Origin of the sequence: Synechococcus sp. BMK-MC-1 (assembly GCF_014279955.1) — a bacterium.
Taxonomy (GTDB): domain Bacteria; phylum Cyanobacteriota; class Cyanobacteriia; order PCC-6307; family Cyanobiaceae; genus Synechococcus_C.
The window spans coordinates 123,780-144,884 of the sequence record NZ_CP047939.1 but is presented as its reverse complement, the minus strand read 5'-3'; the positions used below and the strand labels follow the sequence as shown (position 1 = coordinate 144,884).

General features: G+C 62.9%; 19 protein-coding genes and 1 pseudogene. 9 read left to right on the top strand and 11 right to left on the bottom strand.

Going from position 1 to position 21,105, the window contains the following annotated elements:
* Positions 1-6: 6 nt before the first annotated feature.
* Entirely contained in the window at positions 7-1,284 is a 1,278-nt protein-coding gene (locus tag SynBMKMC1_RS00700; protein WP_186472349.1) for a glycosyltransferase, read from the bottom strand.
* Positions 1,285-1,426: 142 nt separating this feature from the next.
* Positions 1,427-1,582, bottom strand: a pseudogene (locus SynBMKMC1_RS00695) (A/G-specific adenine glycosylase); the annotation flags it as partial.
* Between SynBMKMC1_RS00695 and SynBMKMC1_RS00690 the strand changes: the two are divergent.
* Positions 1,569-2,837 (top strand): Coq4 family protein, encoded by a 1,269-nt coding sequence (locus SynBMKMC1_RS00690; RefSeq protein ID WP_255486240.1) that lies wholly within the window; start codon positions 1,569-1,571, stop codon positions 2,835-2,837. The pseudogene SynBMKMC1_RS00695 and the gene SynBMKMC1_RS00690 sit on opposite strands and share 14 nt — an antisense overlap.
* Positions 2,838-2,866: 29 nt before the next feature.
* Here the strand turns inward: SynBMKMC1_RS00690 and SynBMKMC1_RS00685 are convergent, their stop codons facing one another.
* Positions 2,867-3,985, bottom strand: coding sequence for a DUF819 family protein (locus SynBMKMC1_RS00685; RefSeq protein WP_186472347.1), 1,119 nt, complete (start codon positions 3,983-3,985; stop codon positions 2,867-2,869).
* Positions 3,986-4,027: 42 nt separating this feature from the next.
* Here SynBMKMC1_RS00685 and SynBMKMC1_RS00680 point away from each other — a divergent pair, with 42 nt between their 5' ends.
* Positions 4,028-5,320 (top strand): MFS transporter, encoded by a 1,293-nt coding sequence (locus SynBMKMC1_RS00680; RefSeq protein ID WP_186472346.1) that lies wholly within the window; start codon positions 4,028-4,030, stop codon positions 5,318-5,320.
* A gap of 6 nt (positions 5,321-5,326) precedes the next feature.
* On the opposite strand, the gene SynBMKMC1_RS00675 is transcribed toward SynBMKMC1_RS00680, so the two are convergent.
* Positions 5,327-5,554, bottom strand: coding sequence for a DUF2811 domain-containing protein (locus SynBMKMC1_RS00675; RefSeq protein ID WP_011932093.1), 228 nt, complete (start codon positions 5,552-5,554; stop codon positions 5,327-5,329).
* 447 nt (positions 5,555-6,001) lie between these two features.
* Here SynBMKMC1_RS00675 and SynBMKMC1_RS00670 point away from each other — a divergent pair, with 447 nt between their 5' ends.
* The 4 genes from SynBMKMC1_RS00670 to SynBMKMC1_RS00655 are packed head-to-tail and all read left to right on the top strand — an operon-like array spanning position 6,002 to position 12,338.
* Positions 6,002-7,120 carry an efflux RND transporter periplasmic adaptor subunit gene (locus tag SynBMKMC1_RS00670; protein ID WP_186472345.1) on the top strand — a complete coding sequence of 373 codons (1,119 nt, stop codon included), beginning with the start codon at positions 6,002-6,004 and terminating at the stop codon, positions 7,118-7,120.
* A 7-nt stretch (positions 7,121-7,127) separates the two neighbouring features.
* Entirely contained in the window at positions 7,128-10,418 is a 3,291-nt protein-coding gene (locus SynBMKMC1_RS00665; protein WP_186472344.1) for an efflux RND transporter permease subunit, read from the top strand.
* Complete coding sequence (locus SynBMKMC1_RS00660) at positions 10,408-11,358, top strand: alpha/beta fold hydrolase (protein ID WP_186472343.1); 951 nt, start codon at positions 10,408-10,410, stop codon at positions 11,356-11,358. The genes SynBMKMC1_RS00665 and SynBMKMC1_RS00660 overlap by 11 nt, the downstream gene beginning before the upstream one ends.
* The gene (locus SynBMKMC1_RS00655; RefSeq protein WP_186472342.1) at positions 11,355-12,338 is read left to right on the top strand and encodes a hypothetical protein; all 984 of its coding nucleotides are present in this window, start codon (positions 11,355-11,357) and stop codon (positions 12,336-12,338) included. Before SynBMKMC1_RS00660 ends, SynBMKMC1_RS00655 begins: the two co-directional genes overlap by 4 nt.
* 15 nt (positions 12,339-12,353) lie before the next feature.
* On the opposite strand, the gene SynBMKMC1_RS00650 is transcribed toward SynBMKMC1_RS00655, so the two are convergent.
* Together SynBMKMC1_RS00650 and mgtE are read right to left on the bottom strand one after the other, a co-directional pair.
* Positions 12,354-13,319: an RpoD/SigA family RNA polymerase sigma factor gene (locus SynBMKMC1_RS00650; RefSeq protein ID WP_186473261.1), complete on the bottom strand. Its 966-nt coding sequence runs from the start codon at positions 13,317-13,319 to the stop codon at positions 12,354-12,356.
* A 154-nt stretch (positions 13,320-13,473) separates the two neighbouring features.
* Positions 13,474-14,898 carry a magnesium transporter gene (mgtE, locus tag SynBMKMC1_RS00645; RefSeq protein ID WP_186472341.1) on the bottom strand — a complete coding sequence of 475 codons (1,425 nt, stop codon included), beginning with the start codon at positions 14,896-14,898 and terminating at the stop codon, positions 13,474-13,476.
* Between the two features lie 74 nt (positions 14,899-14,972).
* Here mgtE and SynBMKMC1_RS00640 point away from each other — a divergent pair, with 74 nt between their 5' ends.
* Entirely contained in the window at positions 14,973-15,452 is a 480-nt protein-coding gene (locus tag SynBMKMC1_RS00640; protein ID WP_186472340.1) for a glutathione peroxidase, read from the top strand.
* Here the strand turns inward: SynBMKMC1_RS00640 and SynBMKMC1_RS00635 are convergent.
* Genes SynBMKMC1_RS00635 through gyrB form a run of 4 tightly spaced genes read right to left on the bottom strand, consistent with a single transcriptional unit; the run spans position 15,418 to position 18,526 of the window.
* On the bottom strand, positions 15,418-15,834 hold the full coding sequence (locus SynBMKMC1_RS00635; RefSeq protein WP_186472339.1) for a CrcB family protein: 417 nt from the start codon (positions 15,832-15,834) through the stop codon (positions 15,418-15,420). The two genes, SynBMKMC1_RS00640 and SynBMKMC1_RS00635, sit on opposite strands and share 35 nt — an antisense overlap.
* Positions 15,827-16,228, bottom strand: a complete 402-nt coding sequence (locus tag SynBMKMC1_RS00630; RefSeq protein WP_186472338.1) for a CrcB family protein — start codon at positions 16,226-16,228, stop codon at positions 15,827-15,829. The genes SynBMKMC1_RS00635 and SynBMKMC1_RS00630 overlap by 8 nt, the downstream gene beginning before the upstream one ends.
* Entirely contained in the window at positions 16,221-16,559 is a 339-nt protein-coding gene (locus SynBMKMC1_RS00625) for a hypothetical protein (protein ID WP_011932082.1), read from the bottom strand. Before SynBMKMC1_RS00625 ends, SynBMKMC1_RS00630 begins: the two co-directional genes overlap by 8 nt.
* Positions 16,559-18,526 carry a DNA topoisomerase (ATP-hydrolyzing) subunit B gene (gene gyrB / locus SynBMKMC1_RS00620; RefSeq protein WP_186472337.1) on the bottom strand — a complete coding sequence of 656 codons (1,968 nt, stop codon included), beginning with the start codon at positions 18,524-18,526 and terminating at the stop codon, positions 16,559-16,561. The genes SynBMKMC1_RS00625 and gyrB overlap by 1 nt, the downstream gene beginning before the upstream one ends.
* 118 nt (positions 18,527-18,644) lie before the next feature.
* Between gyrB and miaA the strand changes: the two genes are divergently transcribed.
* Entirely contained in the window at positions 18,645-19,577 is a 933-nt protein-coding gene (miaA, locus tag SynBMKMC1_RS00615) for a tRNA (adenosine(37)-N6)-dimethylallyltransferase MiaA (protein WP_186472336.1), read from the top strand.
* 57 nt (positions 19,578-19,634) lie between these two features.
* Positions 19,635-20,297, top strand: a complete 663-nt coding sequence (infC, locus tag SynBMKMC1_RS00610) for a translation initiation factor IF-3 (RefSeq protein WP_011932079.1) — start codon at positions 19,635-19,637, stop codon at positions 20,295-20,297.
* Here infC and SynBMKMC1_RS00605 read toward each other — a convergent pair.
* Positions 20,294-21,100 (bottom strand): dienelactone hydrolase family protein, encoded by an 807-nt coding sequence (locus SynBMKMC1_RS00605; protein WP_186472335.1) that lies wholly within the window; start codon positions 21,098-21,100, stop codon positions 20,294-20,296. The genes infC and SynBMKMC1_RS00605 overlap by 4 nt on opposite strands.
* Positions 21,101-21,105 lie beyond the last annotated feature (5 nt).

The following is a 21,105-nucleotide window of genomic DNA, read 5'->3' as shown; positions in this document are numbered from 1 at the left end:
GCATGATCACCGGCCCAGAACCGACTCGATCGCATCAACTGCACCCACAGCCCCTCCGGCTTCTGCAGCCTCCCGAGCGAGCGCAGTAGCCGCAGAGCTGAACGAAGGTTCGTCTAAAACCCGGCGGACAGCAGCACGGATAGCTGCCGGTTCAGGAGTGGCTGTTGCCAGATCGATTGAAGCGCCGGTCCGCTGCAAGCGTGCACAGACCTCAGGTTTGTCTTCACTCTCACCTGCGGTGACCATCGGGATCCCATGGGACAGCACTGCCTGCACACCCTGAAATCCTCCATTGGTCACCACCAGCGATGTTTTCGGAAGCAAGGCGCCATAAGGGATGTAGCTCGCCACCCTTGCATTTGCAGGCAAAGGGTCTAGTGCCTCCAGCCCCTCATCGCTACGACCGGTGCAAGCCACCACCAGAACAGGCTCATCAGCCAATGCGTCAAGTGTGGGGCGCAGCAGTTGGGCGGGGTCATTGCTGATGGTGCCCTGCGTGACGTGCACAACCGTGGCATTGTCGAGATCACCCCACCAAGTTGGGGGAATAAACGCTTCGTCGCTGTTCTCCAGCAGAGGACCTGTGAAGACCACCTGAGGCGGACAGTCGGGTCTGGAGTACTCGAAGCTCCTCACCGTGCCGCTCAGCACCAAATGCGGTGAGACAACGTCGAATAACCAAGGACGAAGAGACGGCAACTCCAGAGCCTGCCGTGCTTGATCGGCACGACGCCGGAGCGACCGGAACAACACGGAGCGCGTCAGGCTCCGCAGCATTCGATTCCGGATCCTGCCCCGCCAAGAATCATCGGGTTGAAGCGCCAGACCAAAGGGTGCCAACGCCCGGCTGGGCAACGTGAGCACAGTGCAGCACAACTGAGCCCAGGGCCGGCCGGTACGTTCCGCCCACCAAGCACCGGCCATCAAAAAACTGTCGCAGACCAAAAGGTCTGCAGGGGTCTCCTCGTGGAGCCGGAGCAAGTCCCTGCAAAACCCCTCGCACGGTCCGACAAAAAACGTGGCGAGATCGAAGCGCAACTTGGCCAAGCCACGCAGGCGGTCGCGATCAGCCTGCAGGTGATCAGGTACGAGCTCCTGGCAGGAGTAATCAAACCCCTCAACGAAGGCACAGAACGACGCACCTGTGGCCTCAACACGCTCCCGGAAGGCTGCACCCGCCAGCCAGCGCACCCGATGACCGCGGCGAACTAGCTCTCGGGAAATCGCCAGCATGGGCTTGACATGGCCGAAGACCGGAACCGACAACAACAGAATTTCAGCCACGGCCGCCTGAGATCAGCGCTGTGGATCATGGCTCAGAGATCCAGTCAGCGGCCGACTGAACAGAGCTCCCTCCTCATCAGCGATACCCAAGGAGAGGGTGCGACGTTCGAAGCATTGATCAAGCCTCTTGTGTCGCAAAGTGCAGCATCACCTCAGCAATCCAGATGCCATAGGGGTCGAGCAGATCATCAGGATCTGGCCACCGGCCGTCCTTGGTGAACATCCAGGGCTTCAGGGCAGGGTCCTTGCGGCCATGAACCTCCCACCAGGCCAGCAAGGCGCGCATGAGTTCAGGCATCAGCGCACGGAGAGCCGCTGTCCCTGCCCCACACGCGGATCGATCCGAGCCATCCATCAGTCACTTCATAATCGTGTTCGCCAGCCTCGATCCATTCCCCACCTTGCCCGCCACCAGCAAGCATCTGCTGAAACGCCTGGCTGTGGACCTGGCGACGTTGTGCAGCAACCCCGAAGATCTCGAGCACACCTTTGACCTGCTGAATGCCAGCTACGGGACCGAGGTGGCCCAGGCCGCTCGCAATCGCCTCAAACAAGATCCCTCGATCGAAGCGCTGATCGCCGAGCAGTACTGGGGTGACTGGCCATCACTGGCCGATCTGCAGGCAATGCCGGCCGGCTCTCTTGGGCATGTGTATGGAACCTTCATGGCATCACAAGGGCTGAACCAGTTGCCCAACCCCCAACTGGGTGACTCCGTGCCGAGTGAGGACACCTATCTGCAACAGCGCATTCGCCACACCCACGACGTCTGGCATGTGATTGCCGGGCTGCCGATCACGTTGGCCGGCGAAGCGGCTGCCAACGGCCTGACCACCGAGCAACTGCGCTGGCCGGGGAGCGCTCTGCTGATCAGTGCCGACCTGATTCACCGCGTCAGCGAATCGCAGGCCAGCCCAACCAAGGAGGACGATCAGAGAATCGACCTCGGCGTCGCTGTCGCCTATGGCCTCAGCCTCGGAGCCAAGGCACAACCGTTGCTGGCGCAGCGCTGGGAAGAGGGTTGGGAACGCCCTCTGAGTGAGTGGCGAGAGGCCCTTGGCATCAGCGAGCTCATCGCCAGGAGCCCCTTTCCCCCTCTCACCGGCGACCGATCACCGCTGGCTTCGGCGTCCATCGTGGGCAGCTGGTCGCTGCAGAGCCTCACCATCCGTCATGCGGACAGCGCGGAGGCTATCCCCGTCTGGGGTGAGCACCCACTGGGCCAACTCACTTACACCGCTGATGGGCGCATGAGTGCGGTGCTGTGCAAGGCCGGTCAATCCACCCATGCCGCCGGGGCCGGGTCCGCTGACGTTGCCGAACAAGCAGCTCTCTTTCGTCACTCCTACGGCTACGCGGGGCGCTACACCCTGACGACTGAGGGTGTCATCCATCACGTGGAGGTTGCGGCTGATCCGAGCTGGATCGGCACGGACCAGCACCGCATCACCCATCGGGCCGACGATTGCCTGACCATCACCACAACAGCCATTGCCAGCGTTGTCTCTCCTGACCCGGTGTCTTACGAGGCGATCTGGAGAAAACTTCCCTAGTCCAGCTGCTTGATCGCTTCCCTTGCCGTTCACCCCGACAACGCCGCCATCGCCACACCCATGTAAGTCCCTAAGGCGTACCCCAAGAGGCCAAGGGCCACGCCTGCCACAGCAAGATCATCCCGCTGGATGGCCGTGGCCAGGGCGAGAGCGGTGCTGGGGCCCCCGATCGCGGCCTGGGAGGCCACCAACAGCTCCGCCAGAGGCAGGCGACAGCGCCAACGCAGCAGCAGCACAACCACCCCATGCATGCCAACCACGAGTGCGGCATAAACAAGAATCCAGACGCCTTCCGTGAGCACCCCAGCGAGTGGCGTCCCCAATCCCACCACAACGAAAAACGGTTGGATCAACCATTGACCGCATCCACTGCAGAACTGCCGCGACTCCAGACCGGGGGCCTGGGCCAGCACGACCGCAACCGTGGTGAGCACAAGGATGGATGGGACCGCGAACCCAATGCCAGCCAAACCCTTGCTGAGCTGATCACTCAGCCCAACGGCGGCCAAACCCCAAAGCAGTGCCGCTGGCCAGCCCCACCCTGCTGGCTGGTCCTGGGAGCCTGACGGAGAGAAGACCAACGGCGGCGGCCGACAGACCGATCGCCTCAGACGATCACGGCGGCCCAACCCAACGCTCAACGCGAACCAGAGCGTGAACACAATCTGATCAGCGGCTGTCGCCAAGGCCAGCAACGCATCCGGCGGAGACAAAATGCGCCCCACCGAGACAAGATTGAGGCTTCCACCGGAAAACGTTGCGGCGTACAGGCCCATGAGCTCGGAACGCTGATCTCCAAGGGGTTGCGCTAGCGCGACTGCACCCACCAGAACACCCACCACGGTGGCCAGCACAGCAACGCCAAAGAGGAGCAGCAAAGGCCGGGCCCGCTGCAACAAGGTTTTCAGCCTGATGGCGAGCAACAACTCAGCGATGGCCAGCGACGTCAGTGGGCCGCTGACCCAGCTTGAAATCCGCGCGTCCGGTTGCCAGCCGAGCCCATTGCGGACCGCCACACCGAGCAGGAGCACCAGCATGGTGACGCCCAGCTTTTGGCCCCAAACCCAACGGCGCGACAACCACCAACCCAGGGCCGTGAGCCCAGCGATTCCACAGAAAGACTGAAGCAATGGATCGACCTGGGTCATGGCTCACGCTGCTCCTTGCCGGTGTCAACGTGGCAGCGCATCATGATCGACGCCATCCTCGTGCCAGCAACGAAGGCCCGACCCACTCTCCCCCTGCTGGGGAACCTTCTCGAGTGGTACGACTTCGCCATTTACGGCTACCTCGCGCAAGCGCTCGGCGATGCCTTCTTCCCTGCTGAGTCCAGCTCTGCAGCACTGCTGAGCTCCTTGGCCGTCTTCGCGGTGGGATTTCTGATGCGACCCATCGGGAGCTTGGTGCTGGGTCCGCTGGCGGATCTCTACGGACGCCGACGGATGTTGCTTCTCAGTTTGACGCTGATGGGGGGGAGCAGTCTGCTGATCGGCCTCCTACCAACGCGATTGCAGTGGGGGGAAACAGCGACGGTCTTGCTGGTGCTGCTGCGCATGGTGCAAGGCTTTTCGGTAGGAGGGGAATACACAGGCAGCATTGCCTTCACGGCCGAACTGACATCTGCTGATCGCCGCGGCCTGATGTGCAGCTTCACGAGCAGCGGCGCCCAAATCGGGATTGCTCTGGCCTCGCTGGTTGTGGCTGGCTGCAGCGCACTGCTGGGAGAACAGGCGCTGATGGACTGGGGCTGGAGGCTGCCGTTCCTGATGGGCAGCTCCTTGCTGGCACTGACTGTCTGGATGCAGCATCGGCTCCCAGAAACCCTGGAGATCGAGGCTCACACGGAAACGACAATCCAACCGCGCCACTGGTTGCAGGCATTGGGCACCCAGCTTCAGACCCTCGTTGAGCATCGCCGCCTTCTGGTGCAGGTGATGGCACTGGTCTGCGCCAGCAACGTGGTGTTCTACCTGCTGTACGTATTTCTGGTGACCCACAGCAGTCAGTCGCCAGCGGAGGGCGTGGCAGCGCGAACGATCACAAGCGCAGTCCAGCTGATCGGTCTTGGAATCACGACGCTCTCTGGGTGGCTGGTGGATCGCTACGGGCTCATCCGGATCAATGGCGTGGGCACCGCGGCCATGGTGGCCACATCCCTGCCGGCGCTTGCCATCGGCTTGCAGGGGTCGCCGGTCACGCTGCTGATCGCACTGAGCCTGGCCACTCCGGCACTGATGGTGATCCTGGGCAGCCAGGGGTTGCTGGGCGTGACCATCGCGCCGCCGGAGCAACGCTGCGGAGTGTTTTCAATCGCCTACTCCACATCCGTGGCGCTCTGCGGAGGAACAGCACCCTTGATCGCAACCTGGATGGTGGACCAAAACATTCCCGATGGAGTGATTGCGCTGTATCCCCTTCCTTTCGCTGCAGCGACCTGCTGGGCGCTCTGGCAAGCGAAGGGGAAGACATCACGAGCCTTCTGAGCCCCCTCAGCAGGACGGCTCAACGCGATGGGAACTGGTGTCGCGGCGGAACAAGCCACCGAGGTAGTGGCGCACCACGGCACGGTCCTTACAACCCTGCTGAAACAGGAAGCCAGCAATGGCGGACTGCACCAGCCGGTACTGGTCCCACTGCGGGTGCTCCTCGATGAACACCCCCATGGCGCGATGTAAATCCTCGGGCATCTGGTTTTCCACACTCACGTGGACCGGCATCGCATCAGGCGTCTCGTGCAACTCAGGTTTTGGCTGTCAACCCATCCATCACGCCACAGCGCCAGCAGTGATGTCAAAAAGCCGGAACGATTCCGCATTGGCTTTCCCGTCCTTCGAGAACCCCTGCAAACACTGACTCGAGAAACCCAGACTGTGTCAAGGATCACAGCACCTAGCCATCCCCCGTCCCACCGTCAAGAGGAAAGAGGCTTTTCCCCGTCCAGCCGAGCAAGGCCGCATTGGGCCGAGGATCCGTGCCAACAAGCCTGTGGAAAAGCTGTGAAAAACGTGGTGTTTGGCGTGGAGTCGGCGTTTGTTCACTGCTGCTGATCAATCCAGCGCAACCGACGAGCAAGTCCCATCACCCAGGGCCTGCTGAAGCTTCCACACAACCACCGACGGCCCGGCCAAAAACCACTAAGTTCCGCTCAGAGCGATCTCCTCACTGTGCAGCGAACTCTGGCGCTGACCCTCACGGCTGCAACGTTGCTCGCTGGGTGTGGCAAGCCCAAGCCTCAGGCGCCAAAGCTGCTCAGCGTGAAAACCGCACGCATCGCCGAAGCCAACTTCCAGCCCAGCATCGAAGCGATCAGCGTGCTGGAGTCCACTACCACGGTGTCGCTGCGACCTGAAACCGATGGTCGCGTGGTGAAGGTGCTGGCCAGCGACGGTGAGCGTGTGAAGGCCGGGCAAGCGATCCTCGTGCTCGACAACGTGCAGCAAAGTGCGGCGCTCGATTCAGCCAAAGCGCAGGCCCGCACCGACAAGCTCAACGCCGAGCGCTACGAGTTTCTTTACCAAAACGGCGCTGCTTCCGCCAAGCAACGCGATCAATACGTCACCCAGGCGATCGCTTCCCGCGATCAGGCCCGCGCCGATGCCGCCACCCTCGGCTACAAATACGTGCGTTCACCGATCGACGGCGTGGTCGGCGACCTCGACAGCGTGAAGCTCGGGGATTACGTGCAAACCGGCCAGGCGATCACGGGCATCGTGAACAACTCCACCCTCTGGACGCTGATGCAGATCCCGGCCACCCAGTCGGGTGCGGTGAAGATCGGCCAAACGGTGAAGGTGGCCTCACAGACCGATCCGCCGATCACCGGCGAAGGCACGGTGAGCTTCATCTCCCCCTATTTCGGCATCAGCGGTGGCACCAGCTCTCCCAATGCCTTGATGGTGAAAGCCACCTTCCCCAATCTCACCAACGAACTGAAGACCGGTCAGTTTGTGAAGAGCCAGATCATTGTTGGAAACAAACAATCTCTGGCTGTGCCGGTGCAGGCCGTGTTCATGCAGGCGCAGCAACCCTTCGTGTACGTCACGGTTCCGGTGAGCAAAGCGCTGCCCAAGATCAAAGCTTCCACATCCGTGCCGGAGAAGCAGAAGAAAAAGCTGGAGAGCCTTCCTCCCAGCACCCAAATCGTGGTGCAACAAGCAGTGGAACTGGGTGAATTGCAGAACAATTTCTATCCCTTGAAATCAGGTCTGAACAAGGGCGACACCGTGGTTGTGAGCAAAACAGCCTTGCTCAGCAATGGCATTCCTGTGAAGAGCGCGAACTGACCGTCCCATGGCCTTCTCCGACAACTTCATCAAGCGGCCGGTTCTCACCACGGTTTGCAGCATCTTGATCGTGCTGATGGGACTGATCGCGATCCCGACGCTGCCGATCGCCAATCTTCCCAACATCGCCCCGCCCCTGATCCAGGTCACCGCCAATTACAGCGGCGCCAACTCCCTGGTCACCGAGCAGGCCGTGACCAATCCGCTCGAGCAGCAGATCAACGGTGCACCGGGTGCTTCTTACATCTCCTCCACCAGCAACATGGAGGGGCAGAGCATCATCTCGGTCTACTTCGACGAGACCACCGACATCGACATCGACCAGGTGAACGTGCAGAACCGCGTGTCCCTGGCGATGCCCCAGCTTCCCAGCCAGGTGGCTGACACGGGAGTCTCCGTGCAGCAGTCGACCCCCTCCATCCTGCTGGCCTATGAGGTGTCCTCAACCGAAGGACAATTCGACTCGGCCTATCTCAACGGCCTGGTGTACCAACAGCTCTATTACCCCCTGGAACGGGTACCGGGCGTCGCCAACGTGAACATCCTCGGGGGCACCACTCCCGCCTACTGGCTGTTCATCGACCCCGACAAACTGGCCGCCAACAATCTCACCGCCAACCAGGTGGTGGATGCGGTGAAGGCTCAGAACACAACGGCGATCGGCGGCCTTGTGGGGGGCCCGCCTGCAGCCGGTGATCAGGCCTACACCTACCCATTGCTGGTGCAGGACAACGGCAATCTTCTCAGCCTGGAAGACTTTGAGAATCTGATCATCAGCCGCACCGAGACAGGCAATCTTCTGCTGCTCAAAGATGTGGGCGAGGTGCAATACGGCTTCAACAACTACTCATCCGCGTCCGTGGATCGCAACAGCCACGATGCGGTGTCTGTGGCGGTGTTTCAGACCCCGGAAAGCAATGCCCTCGATGTGGCGGATGCGGTGGTGAAACAGATGGACGCCTTTGCAGCCACGGCTCCACCTGGGGTGACCGTGTCGCAGGTGTACAACATCGGCCAATTCATCGAATCGTCCGTGGAAGGCGTGGTGGATGCCCTCGGCCTGGCGATCGTGCTGGTGCTGCTGATCCTCTTCCTCTTTCTGCAGAACTGGCGCGCCACGGTGGTGCCCAGCCTGGCGATCCCCATTTCCCTGGTGGGCACCTTCGCCTTCATCAAGGTGTTCGGTTTTTCCATTAACCAGCTCACCCTGCTGGGTCTGGTGCTGGCCACCGGTTTGGTGGTGGACGACGCCATCGTGGTGATTGAAGCGGTGTCGAAGAACATCGAATCGGGCATGAAGCCGCGGCAGGCTGCGCTGGCTTGCATGGGAGAGCTGTTCGGCGCCCTTGTGGCCACGGCCTTGGTGCTGATGGCGGTGTTTGTTCCGGTGGCGTTCTATCCCGGAAGCATCGGCATCATTTATCAGCAGTTCGCGCTCACGATCGCCTTCTCGATCGCGATCTCCGCGTTCAACGCGCTCACGTTCTCGCCCATGTTGTCGGGCCTGATTCTCAAACCGGGACAGACCGCACCACCGAAAGGCTGGATCTGGCCAGTGGCCGGCGTGATTGTGGGTTTGGCCTTCGGGCGTTTCAGCTCAGCAGCCTTCGGCAACTGGACCTACGTGCTCGGTGTGGTGGTGGGCGGATTGGCAGGGGCGAATCTCGCTTTGATCTTCCGGGTGTTCAACACCAACTTCGCCCGGCTGCAGAACGGCTATTCCCGGCTGATTCGCACGCTGATCCAGGCCAGACGTTGGGTGATGGTGACCCTGGCCGGCGGCATCGTGCTCACGCTGCTGGCCTTCACGGCCCTGCCCTCCGCCTTCATCCCCGATGAAGACCAGGGATACCTGGCGGGCTTTTTCCAGTTGCAGAACGGTGCGTCGCTGAGCGAAACCCAACGGGTGTCCAAGCAGATCGCAGCGATCGTGAACGAGGAGGGCGATGTTCTCAACACCAGTGTGATCAGTGGTTACGGCTTCAACGGCTCCAGTCCCGACCAGGGCACGATCCTGATTGGCCTGAAACCGCTGCGTGAACGGCCAGGCGCGGCGAACAGTTCCTTTGCCATCGCCGATCGGCTCAACGCCAAGCTCTCAGCCTTGAGCAGCGCTTTGGCCGTTGTGGGCCAGCCGCCGGCCGTTCCGGGGTTCTCCGCCCAGGGTGGCTTCTACTTCCAGTTCAACGATCTCAGCGGCAACTACAGCTTCAACCAGCTCGATGAGCAGGCGCAGACACTGATCAAGGCTGGAAAGGCGAGTGGTGACTTCTCGAACCTCTACACCCAGTTCATCCCCAGTGCTCCGGCCTTCGGACTCACGGTGGATCGCGCCGTGATGGGAGCGCTGAATGTGGATTACGAGGATGCGATGAGCACCATTGCCGTGCTGGCGGGTGGCTCCTACACGGGCCTCACCTATGAGGACGGCCAGGTGCGCAATGTGTACGTGCAGGCCAATGCCGAACAGCGCGAAGACGTTGAAACCATCCTCAGCTACTACGTGAAAAACCGCGATGGCGACCTGATCCAGGTGTCGCAGTTCGCGTCATCGGAACTGTCGAGCGCGCCGCCGATCATCAGCCATTACAACCTCTACCGCACGGTGCTGATCCAGGGCGCCCAGGCGGTGGGCAAGAGCTCCGGGCAGGCCCTGAGTTCAATCCAGGCGCTGTTCAAGAAGGAGAACTTCAACAACATCGGCTATGCCTTCACCGGCCTTGCCGCCCTGCAACTCTCCGCCGGCAGCGCCAGCGTGCTCGTGTTCGGCTTCGCCATTCTGATTGTGTATCTGGTGCTGTCGGCCCAGTACGAGAGCTACGTCACCCCGGTGATCATTTTGATGACCGTGCCCCTGGCGATGCTTGGGGCCCTCGCCTTCCTGGCGATCCGCTCGATCGACCTCAACATCTACGCCCAGGTGGGTCTGGTGACCCTGATTGGCCTGGCAGCCAAAAACGGCATCCTGATTGTGGAAGTGGCGGAGCAACACCTCGCCGAAGGCATGAGTGCCAGCGATGCGGTGATCGCCTCCGCCGAATCCAGACTGCGGCCGATTCTGATGACGGCGATCGCAGCCCTGGCGGGCTTCCTACCGCTGGTGGTGGCCAACGGCGCCGGTGCCCAAAGCCAGCAATCGCTGGGCACGGTGATCTTCGGCGGACTGGTGGTCGCCACCGTGCTCTCCCTCGGCGTGGTGCCGCCCTTCTACGTGGTGATCAAAGGACTGGAAGAACGCCTCTTCGGCAGAAAGCCAACGGGCGGCGACGAGGATGGATCCCTTGCCAATGCCAGCTGAACCCGAACACTGGACCTGGGAGCAGCCCGATGGACGCGGTCTCGACGTGGTCTGGCGCCAGCAGGGCCAGGGCCCAGAGAGCAGCGACGCGCCGGCGGTGGTGCTGGTGCATGGCTTCGGTGCCAGCAGCGGCCACTGGCGCTACACCATGCCGTCGCTGGCCACACAAACCCCCACCTTCGCCCTGGATCTGATCGGCTTCGGCGGCAGCAGCCAGCCCAAGGCCGTGCTTCCCAGCGATCCCGATGCCCAGCGCCAGACACCGAGCGATGATGCGCTGGTGTACGGCTTTGATCTCTGGGCTGCGCAGGTGGAAGCCTTCTGCCGGCAGATCGTGCAGCGGCCGGTGCTGCTGGTGGGCAATTCCATCGGCGGGGTGGTGGTGCTGCGCGCAGCCCAACGGCTGGGGGCGCACTGCCAGGGCGTGGTGCTGATCGACTGCGCGCAACGGCTGATGGACGACAAGCAGCTGGCCAGCCAACCGGCGTGGATGGCCTGGATCAGGCCATTGCTAAAAACCCTGGTGAGCCAGCGCTGGCTGAGCACAGCCCTGTTCCGCAATGCCGCCAGACCCAGGGTGATCCGTAGCGTGCTCGGCCAGGCCTACCCCAGCGGCGCCAATGTGGACGACGCACTGGTTGACCTGCTGTACCAGCCAACCCAGCGACCCGGGGCCGCCGAAGCCTTTCGGGGCTTCATCAACCTCTTTGATGACCATCTGGCTCCGGAGCTGCTGGCAACCCTGGAGCAGCCGGTGCACCTGATCTGGGGCGAACGGGATCCCTGGGAGCCGGTGGCGGAAGCCCAGGATTGGGCTGAGCGCTTCGCTTGCATCCAGTCGCTCACAGTGCTGCCCCGGGTGGGGCACTGCCCCCACGACGAAGCACCGGAAGCGGTGAACGCCCGCTTGCTGGAGATTCTCAAAGCGCAGGCAGCATGACCAACACCAGCACACAGGCCCGCCTGGATCAACTGGCCAGCCAATGGAACGAAGCGGAGATTCCCCGGCCCTCGCTCGACCGTTGGCTCGCCCAGTTTGAAGCCGACGACCAGAGCATCGCCCTGCGGCTGCTGGAATGCATCGAGATGCACAGCTGGGCCAGGCTGCTGCGGGAATGCCGGCTGCTGCACCAACGGCTCTGCCGAGACCTGGCCGGCGATGGCTTTGATGTGGCCAGCTTCCGAGACATCGACATCACGCGCGCCTTCGTGTGCAAAAGCGGTGATCTGATTGCCTACGCCTACCGCAAGGCCAACCGCTTGCCGGTGACCTGCTTTCGCAGCATGGACGCCCTGCTAGCCAATCCGCCGGCAAACCAGGACCGTCGGGCCCTGGTGGTGCTGGATGACTACATCGGCACCGGATCGCAGTTTCTGTTTCATTTCCTGGCCCGGCAACCGGCCCATCTCCAGCTGCTGCAGCGCTACGCCAAGGTGCGGTTGGGGGCGATCGTGGTGCACGACGATGCCCGGCAAAAGTGGAAATTGCTGCAACACCGCTGCTTCCGCGATGTGATGGCACTTGAGGAGCAAGAGCTGGTCTGCATCGATTTCTCCGGAGAACGGGAGCGTCTGATTGCCGCCCTAAGCCAGCTCAACTGGAGCGACTGCGGCTTGCTGGCCGCCCAAAAAGACTTTCCCGTGACGGCCCATCCGGGCCTCAGCCCCGAAGAACGACTGGCTCTGCAGCACTTTCTGAGAAAACAGCAACAGAAGGAAGGATCGGGCACCACCGAATTTCTGTTGGGCCATCACTCGTTTTTCTATGGGGCCCCCAATGCCCTGGCCCGGGTGCTGCTCCCCCTGTTCAAACGGGTGGAGGATTTCACCACCTACCAAGGAACCACCCTTGTCGGGTTGCCCGCACAGATCATTGATTACGACATCACCAACCGACACCCCATCTCGTATCGAAAATGACCGTCTGAACCGCGATCAGCAGGCGACGTAGGCCTCCACCTGATCGCTGAGACGTCGCAAACCAGCGAGACCGTCGCGCTCCAGGTTGCGAACCCGGTCCCGGCTGATGCCGATCACGCGGCCGATCCCGGTGAGGCTCATCGGGTCCTCACCGTCCATCCCGTAACGCATCCGCAGCACACGCTCCTGCAATTCCGGCAGCTGGCCCAGCAGATCGCGCAGATCACCCTTCAGGCACTCCCCTTCCACCTGCTCACTGGGCAGCTCGCCATCACCAGCCAATAAATCCAGCAGCTCCGTGTCATCGCCGTCGCCCACCTTCATCTCCAGGCTCACCGGCTGACGCGCACGGCACATCAGCTCCTTCACCTCATCTTCCGGCAGCTCCACAAATGCGGCCAGCTCCGTCACCGAAGGCGTCCGCCCCAGATCCTGGCTCAGTTCACGCTGCCCTTTCTTGAGCTTGTTCAGCATCTCGGTGATGTGGATCGGCAGCCGGATCGTCCGGCTCTTCTCCGCGATTGCCCGCGTGATTCCCTGGCGAATCCACCAGTACGCATAGGTGCTGAATTTGTAGCCCCGTGTGGGGTCGAACTTCTCCACACCACGCACCAGGCCGATCGTTCCCTCCTGGATCAGGTCCAGAAGCTCCATGTTCCGCTTGGTGTATTTCTTGGCCACGCTCACCACCAGGCGCAGATTCGCCGCCACCATCCGCTCTTTGGCGCGACGGCCCGCCTGCAGCTTGCGCTTGAGCTGCACCGCACTTAATCCAGTTGCTTTGGCCAGCTCCGCTGCTGGCACCGCCTCACCACCACGCTTCTCCTGCAGCTCCGCCTCTGTGGCCTCCAGATCCATCAGCTCCTGCACCTGACGACCCAGGGTGATCTCCTGCTGATGGCTCAGCAGCGGCACCCGGCCGATGTCACGCAAGTAGGACCGCACCAGATCCACGTCTGTACCGGAAGGCCTGGATGCCATGGCCTTGGTGGGGCCACTCTTGGCGGGTTGGCTTGCTCCGGCGGCCGACTTGACGGCGACGGTGGGAACGCTGACTGAAGCTGCGGCGAGGGTGGGAGCCATATCGCTTCTTTGAGTTGTGTGAAGCGTACTCCTAAGAAACGTAAACGACCTCTCAGGAAAAGGCCGCGAGCCAAAAATGAGCAGAAATACCTGTGGACTGGAGCAGCTGGGGCATGTGGACGAGCAACCATTGCGCCGTTTTCAGATAGATCAAGGTGCCTACCACATCCGTGCAGGTGGTGATGAAAGGCGTGGACATCAGGGCCGGATCCAGACCCATGCGATCGAACAGCAACGGGAAGCCAGCCCCAGCCGTGGCCGCCAGGGTGGTAATCGCCAGCAGGCTGGTGCCCACCGACAGCCCCACCAGCGGACTCTCGCCTCGCCACCAGGCGAAAGGCACCACCAAAACCATCATCAGCAAGCCCAGCAGCAAGCCCGCCGTGGCCTCCCGCACCACAGCCTTGATGCGGCCGAGGGAGGCAATGCTCTGAGTGCTCAGACCGCGGATCACCACGGTGGAACTCTGGGCGCCCACATTGCCGCCGGTGCCCGCCAGCAGGGGAATGAACGCCGCCAGCAGCACCACCTCCTTGAGCACCTGCTCATTCAGGGCAATCACTTCTGAGGTGAAGAAGCTGGCCACCACCAGCACCGACAGCCACACCACCCGGCGGCGGGCCACGGTGAACAGATTGCTCTGGAAGTAATCGTCTTCGTCACCGGCTTCCACAGCACCAGCCGCGTAGAGGTCGCGGGTGGCCTCCTGCTCGATCACATCGATCACGTCGTCCACGGTGACGATCCCCACCAGGCGACGCTCCCGATCCACCACTGGCACCGCCAGAAAGTCGTAACGCTGAATCGCCCGGGCCACGTCTTCCTGATCGGTGTCGGTGCCCACGCTCACCACCTCCCGGGTCATCACATCGCCGAGCCGGTCTTCCGGGTCGGCGGTGACCAGATCACGCAACGAGAGGATGCCGGTGAGGTGACGCTCTCCATCGGTCACATACAAGCTGTAGATCGTTTCGGTTTGACGGGCCCGCCGGCGCACGATCGTGAGGGCCTGGGCCGCACTGTGAAAATCTTTGAGATCGATGTATTCCGTCGTCATCAGACGGCCAGCGGTCTCCGGGGCATAACCGAGCAGCTGGGCGGTGACCTTGCGCTCCGCCGGGCTGAGCTCCGCCAGCAGACGGCGCACCACCTTGGCGGGAAGTTCATCGAACAGACGCACCCGATCATCGGGTGACATCTCCTCCACCAGCTCCAACACCTCGCCGGAGCGCAGCCGCTCCAACAGGCTCTGCTGCACCGCTGGATCGAGATACTCGTACACCTCGATCGCTTCATCCTTTCTGAGCAAGCGAAAGGCCAGGGCCTGCAAGGTGCGCGGCAGATTGCCGATCGCTTCGGCCACGTCCACGGGCTGCACGGGCGCGAGCAGCATCTTGACGCCGTCGTAATTGCCCACGCTGAGCATGGATTCCAGCTGGCGCGTCACCACTTCCGCCAGCACCGGTGCCTGATCCATGCCCCGTGCTCAGCAATCCCAAGTGTATGTCGGTTCCAGAGGGTTATCGTCTGCGCCGAATGCTTCGTTTCGCCATGGCTCCCAGCGTCAGCAACGTGTCCGTCCGCACCCCCGACGGCAGTGAAAAAACCCTCGGCAGCTATGCAGGCCAGGTGCTGCTGATCGTGAATGTGGCCAGCCGCTGCGGATTCACCAAGCAGTACGCCGGTCTGCAGACTCTGCAGGACACCTTCGGCCCCCGCGGCCTGCAGGTGCTGGGTTTCCCCTGCAACGACTTCGGCGCCCAGGAGCCCGGCACTCTGGATGAAATCAAGAGCTTCTGCTCCACCACCTACGGCGCCAGCTTCGAGCTGTTCGACAAGGTGCACGCCACCGGCAGCACCACCGAGCCCTACACCACCCTCAACCAAACCGAGCCGGCCGGTGCCGTGGAGTGGAATTTCGAGAAGTTCCTGGTGGGCAAGGACGGCACCGTGCTGGCCCGCTTCAAGAGTGGTGTGGCTCCTGAAGACGCCGGACTCAACGCGGCGATTGAGGCCGCTCTGCAGGCCTGAGCCAACGGGCGCTCACGCCCCGGCCCAGCACAAGCCCGAGGGCTGCGCCGCCCAGGCCCAGCCCGAGGGTGGCGCCGATCAGACCGATCGCGGCGGCCTGCTGCCCCGCTGCGATCAAACTGACGGCATCCACCATCCAGCTGCTGAATGTGGTGAGCGATCCACAGAAGCCGATCCCGATCAGCAGCTGCAGCCGCGGCCGGTAGGGAAGACCAAGCAGCAATCCCAGCAGCAACGATCCGAGCACATTGGCTAGCAGGTTGCGATCCGGTGCGAGCACCGACAGCTGCCAGCGCAACAGAGCACCGGGAACGGCTCCAACGGCCACCAGCAGCAATTCCTGAAGTTCCTGCCGGGCCGTGGGGCGGACTTGTTCAGCCATCCGCCAAGCCCAGGGTGTAGCCGCCAGCCGCCACCAGCAAACCGGCCAGCACCGACCCGGCCGTGAGCAACAGCGCTTCACCCCACTGGCGATCGCGCAGGGTGACCAGCACCTCCACAGCAAAGGTGGAGAAGGTGCTGAGGCTGCCGAAGAAGCCAACGCCAATGAGCAGAAGCAGCGACGACGTCGCCGCCGGGGGATCGCAGCGGCCCGACGTCTGCAAACCGAGCACCAGCCCCAGGGCGAAGGCCGCCACCAGATTCACCAGAAAGGTGCCCCAGTGCTTGCGTGGCACCATCGGCTCGAAATGATTCACCACCCGCAGGCGCAACCAGGCCCCGGGAACAGCACCCAATCCCACCAGCAGCGCCTGGGAGGGAACGATGTCAGCCATGGATCCAACCGCGCTGGCGATCGCTTCCCCCGGGGAAGGCCGGATGAGAAGCCACCTGCACCTGAATCCAAGTGCGACCATCGGCGCTGCGCCAGTGACGCAACAGCTGCAGGGGCGTGCCGATCTCCAGACGACGCAGGGCTGGAGCCGCCAGGCCGGGACCGGCTTGCAACAGACAATCGCTGCCGCTGAGCAGTGGGCCTTCGCCATCCTGACGGCGGATCTGGGGAAGACGCCGCTCAGCGCCACCGGCGGGCAACGCGGCCGGGCCGAGCAGGGCCACGCCCAACAGCCAGCCCCAGCGGAGCAGGGAGGAAGCGGAAGGGGGCATCAGATGTCGAGAGCTGTCATGTCGAGCTCGGCGCTGTGGGTTTCGATGAATTCACGGCGCGGCGCCACCTTGTCGCCCATCAGGATCGTGAAGATGCGGTCGGCCTCTAGGGCATCTTCAATCTCCACCCGTTTCATGGTGCGGGTGGTGGGATCCATGGTGGTTTCCCAGAGCTGCTGGGGCATCATTTCACCAAGACCCTTAAAACGCTGGATGTTGTAGTTGGCTTTCTCGCCAAATCCTTCCAGGGTTTTCTGCAGCTCCGGCTCGTTGTAGCAATAGGTGTGGTTCTTGCCGCGCTCCACTTTGTAGAGGGGCGGGCAGGCGATGTAGATGAATCCACCATCCACCAATTCTTTCTGGTAGCGATAGAAGAAGGTGAGCAGAAGGGTGCGGATGTGCGCCCCGTCCACATCGGCGTCGGTCATGATCACGACGCGGTGATAACGGAGATTTTTCACATCGAAGTCCTCACCCTTGATTCCCAGACCAAGAGCCGTAATCAGGGCCTGAATCTCCGTGTTCTTGTAAATCTTGGCGTCGTCGGTTTTCTCGATATTGAGAATCTTGCCGCGCAGAGGAAGAATCGCCTGGAAGCGTCGATCGCGGCCCTGCTTGGCCGAGCCTCCAGCGGAATCACCCTCCACGATGTAGATCTCGGATTCGCTGGGGTCGCGGGAGCTGCAATCGGCCAGCTTGCCGGGCAGGGTTGAACTCTCGAGCACGCTCTTGCGCCGCACCAGCTCGCGGGCCCGGCGGGCGGCCTCGGCGGCATTGAAGGCCTGGATCGCCTTCTCCAGGATCATGTCGATCACCCCAGGGTTGAACTCCAGGTACTGACCGAGAGCCTCCCCCACCAGGCTGTCAACGATGCCGCGCACCTCAGTGTTGCCGAGTTTGGTTTTGGTTTGCCCCTCAAACTCCGGCTCGGGCACTTTCACCGAGAGCACGGCCGTCAGACCCTCACGGATGTTTTCACCGGCGAGGTTGGAATCCGCTTCCTTGCGCTTGCCGCGTTTGCGGGCAAAGGTGTTGAGCGTGCGGGTGAGCACGGTTTTCAAACCTTCGATGTGCGTGCCGCCATCGACGGTGCGGATGTTGTTGGCAAAGCCGAGGATGCTGTCGGAGTAGGCATCCACACACCACTGCAAGGCCGCTTCAACGGACACCCCGTCTTTCTCGGCATTCACATAAATGATCTCGGGGTGAAGGGCATCCTTCTCCGCATTCATGTAGGCGACGTATTCCTTGATGCCGCCCTCATAGAAGTAGGTCTCCTCGTGGGGGTTGCCCTCAGCATCGCGGGCGCTCTCGCGCTCATCGCGGAAGACGATGCGCACACCGCCGTTGAGATAGGCCAGTTCGCGCAGACGGGCCGAAAGGGTGGCGTAATCAAAAACGATGCCGACGCTGAAGATCTCAATGTCGGGCTTGAAACACACGCTGGTGCCCGTGCGGCCGTCTTCCTCAGCCGGCTGGGGCTCGGAGGCCAGGCTGCCGATCGGAGCACCGCGCTCAAAACGCTGGCGGTGCACCTGGCCCTGACGGCGCACGGTGACTTCCACCCATTCGCTGAGGGCGTTGACCACCGACACGCCCACCCCGTGGAGGCCGCCGGACACCTTGTAACCACCGGCACCGAACTTGCCACCGGCGTGGAGCACGGTGAGCACCGTTTCCAGAGCGCTCTTGCCGGTGCGGGGGTGAACGTCGGTGGGAATGCCGCGGCCGTTGTCGGTGACGGAGGCGGAGCCGTCCTCTCCGAGCACCACCTGGATCTCCGAGCAATGCCCCGCGAGGGCCTCGTCCACCGAGTTGTCCACCACCTCATACACCAGGTGGTGAAGCCCCCGCGGCCCCGTGGAGCCGATGTACATCCCCGGGCGCTTGCGGACGGGCTCAAGACCCTCCAGCACCTGAATCTGTTCGGCGCCGTAGGCCGCTTGAACTTTCGCGGCTTCGCTCATGCGATTTCGGTGGGCCAGGCTTCCTGTCAGGCTGAATTTACCACCGGCGTGCCAGAGGCGCTCACAGAGGCCTCTGAGACGTCATTTTTTCTGGGGGTGCACCCCCCTTTGATGTGCGATGCCTCACACCAGCCCCGAAACGGAGGCCCAACGCGACAGCAACGCCCCCCTCGTGGTGGTGCTGCTCGGACCCACCGCCAGCGGCAAAACCGCCCTCGCGCTGGAGCTGGCCGAGCGCTTCGACCTGGAGATCATCAATGTGGATTCCCGGCAGCTGTACCGGGAGATGAGCGTGGGCACGGCCAAGCCCAGCCCGGAGCAACAGGCCCGCATCCGCCACCATCTGCTCGACCTGCGCCCCCCCGACCAACCGATCACCTTGCAGGAATTCCAGGAGGAAGCCCTCCAGGCGGTGAATCAGAGCCTGGCCAAACGCGGCGCCGCCTTTCTCGTGGGCGGCAGCGGGCTCTATCTCAAGGCCCTCACCGCTGGTCTGCGCCCCCCCGCTGTGGCGCCCCAACCGGCGCTGCGCCGGCAACTGGCGCAGCTGGGCCAACCGCTGTGCCACCAGCTGCTCAACACTGCCGATCCCGAGGCAGCCGTGCGCATCGCCAGCGCGGATGCGCTGCGCACCCAACGCGCCCTGGAGGTGCTGTATGCCACAGGCGCACCGATGAGCCGCCAGACCAGTGCCAGTCCGCCGCCCTGGCGTGTGCTGGAGCTGGGCCTCAATCCGCTCGACCTGCGCCAGCGCATCAGTGCACGCACCCAGGCGCTGTACAGCCAAGGGCTGGTGGAGGAAACCCACCAGCTGCGCGAGCGCTACGGCCCCGAGCTGCCGCTCCTGCAAACCATTGGCTACGGCGAAGCGTTGCAAGTGCTCGCAGGCGATCTCAGCCGTCCCGTTGCGATCGCCCACACCACCCGGCGCACCCAGCAATTCGCCAAACGGCAGCGCACCTGGTTCCGACGGCAGCACCAGCCGCACTGGCTGCCCGATGACAATGCTCTGAATGAAGCCGGACGCCTGATCGAAGCGGGTCTAGGCTGAAGGATGCAACCGCGGCGGGTTCTGCTCTCAACGGCCCGCAGCCTCTTCTCTCACTGAATGCCACCACGTCCCCGTTTTGACCGCCGTGCTCCTGTCCGGGAGCTCCCCAACATCAATGAACGCATCAACTACCCCCAGCTGCGGGTGGTGGATGCCGACGGCACCCAGTTGGGCGTGATCGACCGGGAGAAGGCGCTGGAGGTGGCGCAGGAGCGGGAGCTCGATCTGGTGCTGGTGAGCGAGAAAGCCGATCCGCCGGTGTGCCGGATCATGGACTACGGCAAGTACAAATTCGAGCAGGAGAAAAAGGCCAAGGAGGCCAAGAAGAAGTCGCACCAAACCGAAGTCAAAGAGGTGAAGATGCGCTACAAGATCGATCAGCACGATTACGACGTGCGCATCGGTCAAGCTCAGCGCTTCCTCAAAGCCGGTGACAAGGTGAAGTGCACGGTGATCTTCCGCGGCCGGGAGATTCAGCACACCGCACTGGCGGAAACCCTGCTGCGCCGGATGGCCAAGGATCTGGAAGAGCCGGCAGAAATCCAGCAGCCCCCAAAGCGGGAAGGCCGCAACATGATCATGTTCCTCACGCCGCGGAAGACCCCGCTGGTGAAAAAAGACGACAAGGAGGAGCCCGCCACCCGGGCCGTGCGCACGATCACCGCGCCGCCCCGGCCCACGTCCGCCCGGCTCGCCAGCAAGCCCGCGGGCAACGGCTAACGCCCGAGGGCGTCCAGCAGCAACCGCCACCCCTGGGCCGCAGCCTGGGGCTGATGGGCGGCGCGGGCTTCGCACATGAAGCCGTGATCGGCGTCGGCAAAACCAACGCAACGCAGCCGCTGCCCGCAGGGGTCAGCGGCGTGTAGGGCCGTTTCGATGGCCGTGCGGTCGTGGGGAGGGATCAAGGGATCGGCCAAGCCGAACAGGCAGGTGAGCTCGCCTGTTATCTGGGGCACAACGTCCAGGGTGGGCGCACCCCCGCCCGGGCGGCCCTGCACCACACCGGCGCCATAGAAATTGAAGGTGCGGGCCACCTCGGGCAGAGAGGCCAGCAGCAAGGACGCATGCCCGCCAAAGCAAAAGCCCACCACGGTGATCTCCGCCTGGGGATCGTTGAGCTCCCTGCGCAACCAACGGATTGCGGCCGTTGCATCGGCGAGAAGCTCGGCCGCTGTGGTGGCACTCTTGTGGCGGCGGCCCTCCGCCAGTTGCAACTCGCCATAGCTCAGATCGAGCTCGGGGGCGGTGCGCGCGAACAGGGGCATGGCCAGTGCCGGCACCCCCGCCGCGGCGATGCGATCCGCCACCGAACGCACCCAGGCGTTGATGCCGAACACCTCGGGCAACACCAACACGGCACGTTTACGTGACGCTAATGGATCGTTTTCGTTACGCAAATGCGTCAGCGGCGGTGCACTGGCAAGGCCTGTCTCGACCGGCGACCACCAGCAGCGCAGGGGCACGGGCCCGTCGTTGATGCAGCGCCAACCGGAGGGCAACGGCACACCTTCGGAAACTGTCATAGGGA

What these genes read in the sequence shown, in the direction of transcription:
- SynBMKMC1_RS00690 (WP_255486240.1), top strand. Translation starts at nt 1,569, where the DNA reads ATGAGTTCAGGCATCAGCGCACGGAGAGCCGCTGTCCCTGCCCCACAC.
- SynBMKMC1_RS00685 (WP_186472347.1), bottom strand. Translation starts at nt 3,985, where the DNA reads ATGACCCAGGTCGATCCATTGCTTCAGTCTTTCTGTGGAATCGCTGGG.
- SynBMKMC1_RS00680 (WP_186472346.1), top strand. Translation starts at nt 4,028, where the DNA reads ATGATCGACGCCATCCTCGTGCCAGCAACGAAGGCCCGACCCACTCTC.
- SynBMKMC1_RS00675 (WP_011932093.1), bottom strand. Translation starts at nt 5,554, where the DNA reads ATGCCGGTCCACGTGAGTGTGGAAAACCAGATGCCCGAGGATTTACAT.
- SynBMKMC1_RS00665 (WP_186472344.1), top strand. Translation starts at nt 7,128, where the DNA reads ATGGCCTTCTCCGACAACTTCATCAAGCGGCCGGTTCTCACCACGGTT.
- SynBMKMC1_RS00660 (WP_186472343.1), top strand. Translation starts at nt 10,408, where the DNA reads ATGCCAGCTGAACCCGAACACTGGACCTGGGAGCAGCCCGATGGACGC.
- SynBMKMC1_RS00655 (WP_186472342.1), top strand. Translation starts at nt 11,355, where the DNA reads ATGACCAACACCAGCACACAGGCCCGCCTGGATCAACTGGCCAGCCAA.
- SynBMKMC1_RS00650 (WP_186473261.1), bottom strand. Translation starts at nt 13,319, where the DNA reads ATGGCATCCAGGCCTTCCGGTACAGACGTGGATCTGGTGCGGTCCTAC.
- mgtE (WP_186472341.1), bottom strand. Translation starts at nt 14,898, where the DNA reads ATGGATCAGGCACCGGTGCTGGCGGAAGTGGTGACGCGCCAGCTGGAA.
- SynBMKMC1_RS00640 (WP_186472340.1), top strand. Translation starts at nt 14,973, where the DNA reads ATGGCTCCCAGCGTCAGCAACGTGTCCGTCCGCACCCCCGACGGCAGT.
- SynBMKMC1_RS00635 (WP_186472339.1), bottom strand. Translation starts at nt 15,834, where the DNA reads ATGGCTGAACAAGTCCGCCCCACGGCCCGGCAGGAACTTCAGGAATTG.
- SynBMKMC1_RS00630 (WP_186472338.1), bottom strand. Translation starts at nt 16,228, where the DNA reads ATGGCTGACATCGTTCCCTCCCAGGCGCTGCTGGTGGGATTGGGTGCT.
- SynBMKMC1_RS00625 (WP_011932082.1), bottom strand. Translation starts at nt 16,559, where the DNA reads ATGCCCCCTTCCGCTTCCTCCCTGCTCCGCTGGGGCTGGCTGTTGGGC.
- gyrB (WP_186472337.1), bottom strand. Translation starts at nt 18,526, where the DNA reads ATGAGCGAAGCCGCGAAAGTTCAAGCGGCCTACGGCGCCGAACAGATT.
- miaA (WP_186472336.1), top strand. Translation starts at nt 18,645, where the DNA reads ATGCCTCACACCAGCCCCGAAACGGAGGCCCAACGCGACAGCAACGCC.
- infC (WP_011932079.1), top strand. Translation starts at nt 19,635, where the DNA reads ATGCCACCACGTCCCCGTTTTGACCGCCGTGCTCCTGTCCGGGAGCTC.
- SynBMKMC1_RS00605 (WP_186472335.1), bottom strand. Translation starts at nt 21,100, where the DNA reads ATGACAGTTTCCGAAGGTGTGCCGTTGCCCTCCGGTTGGCGCTGCATC.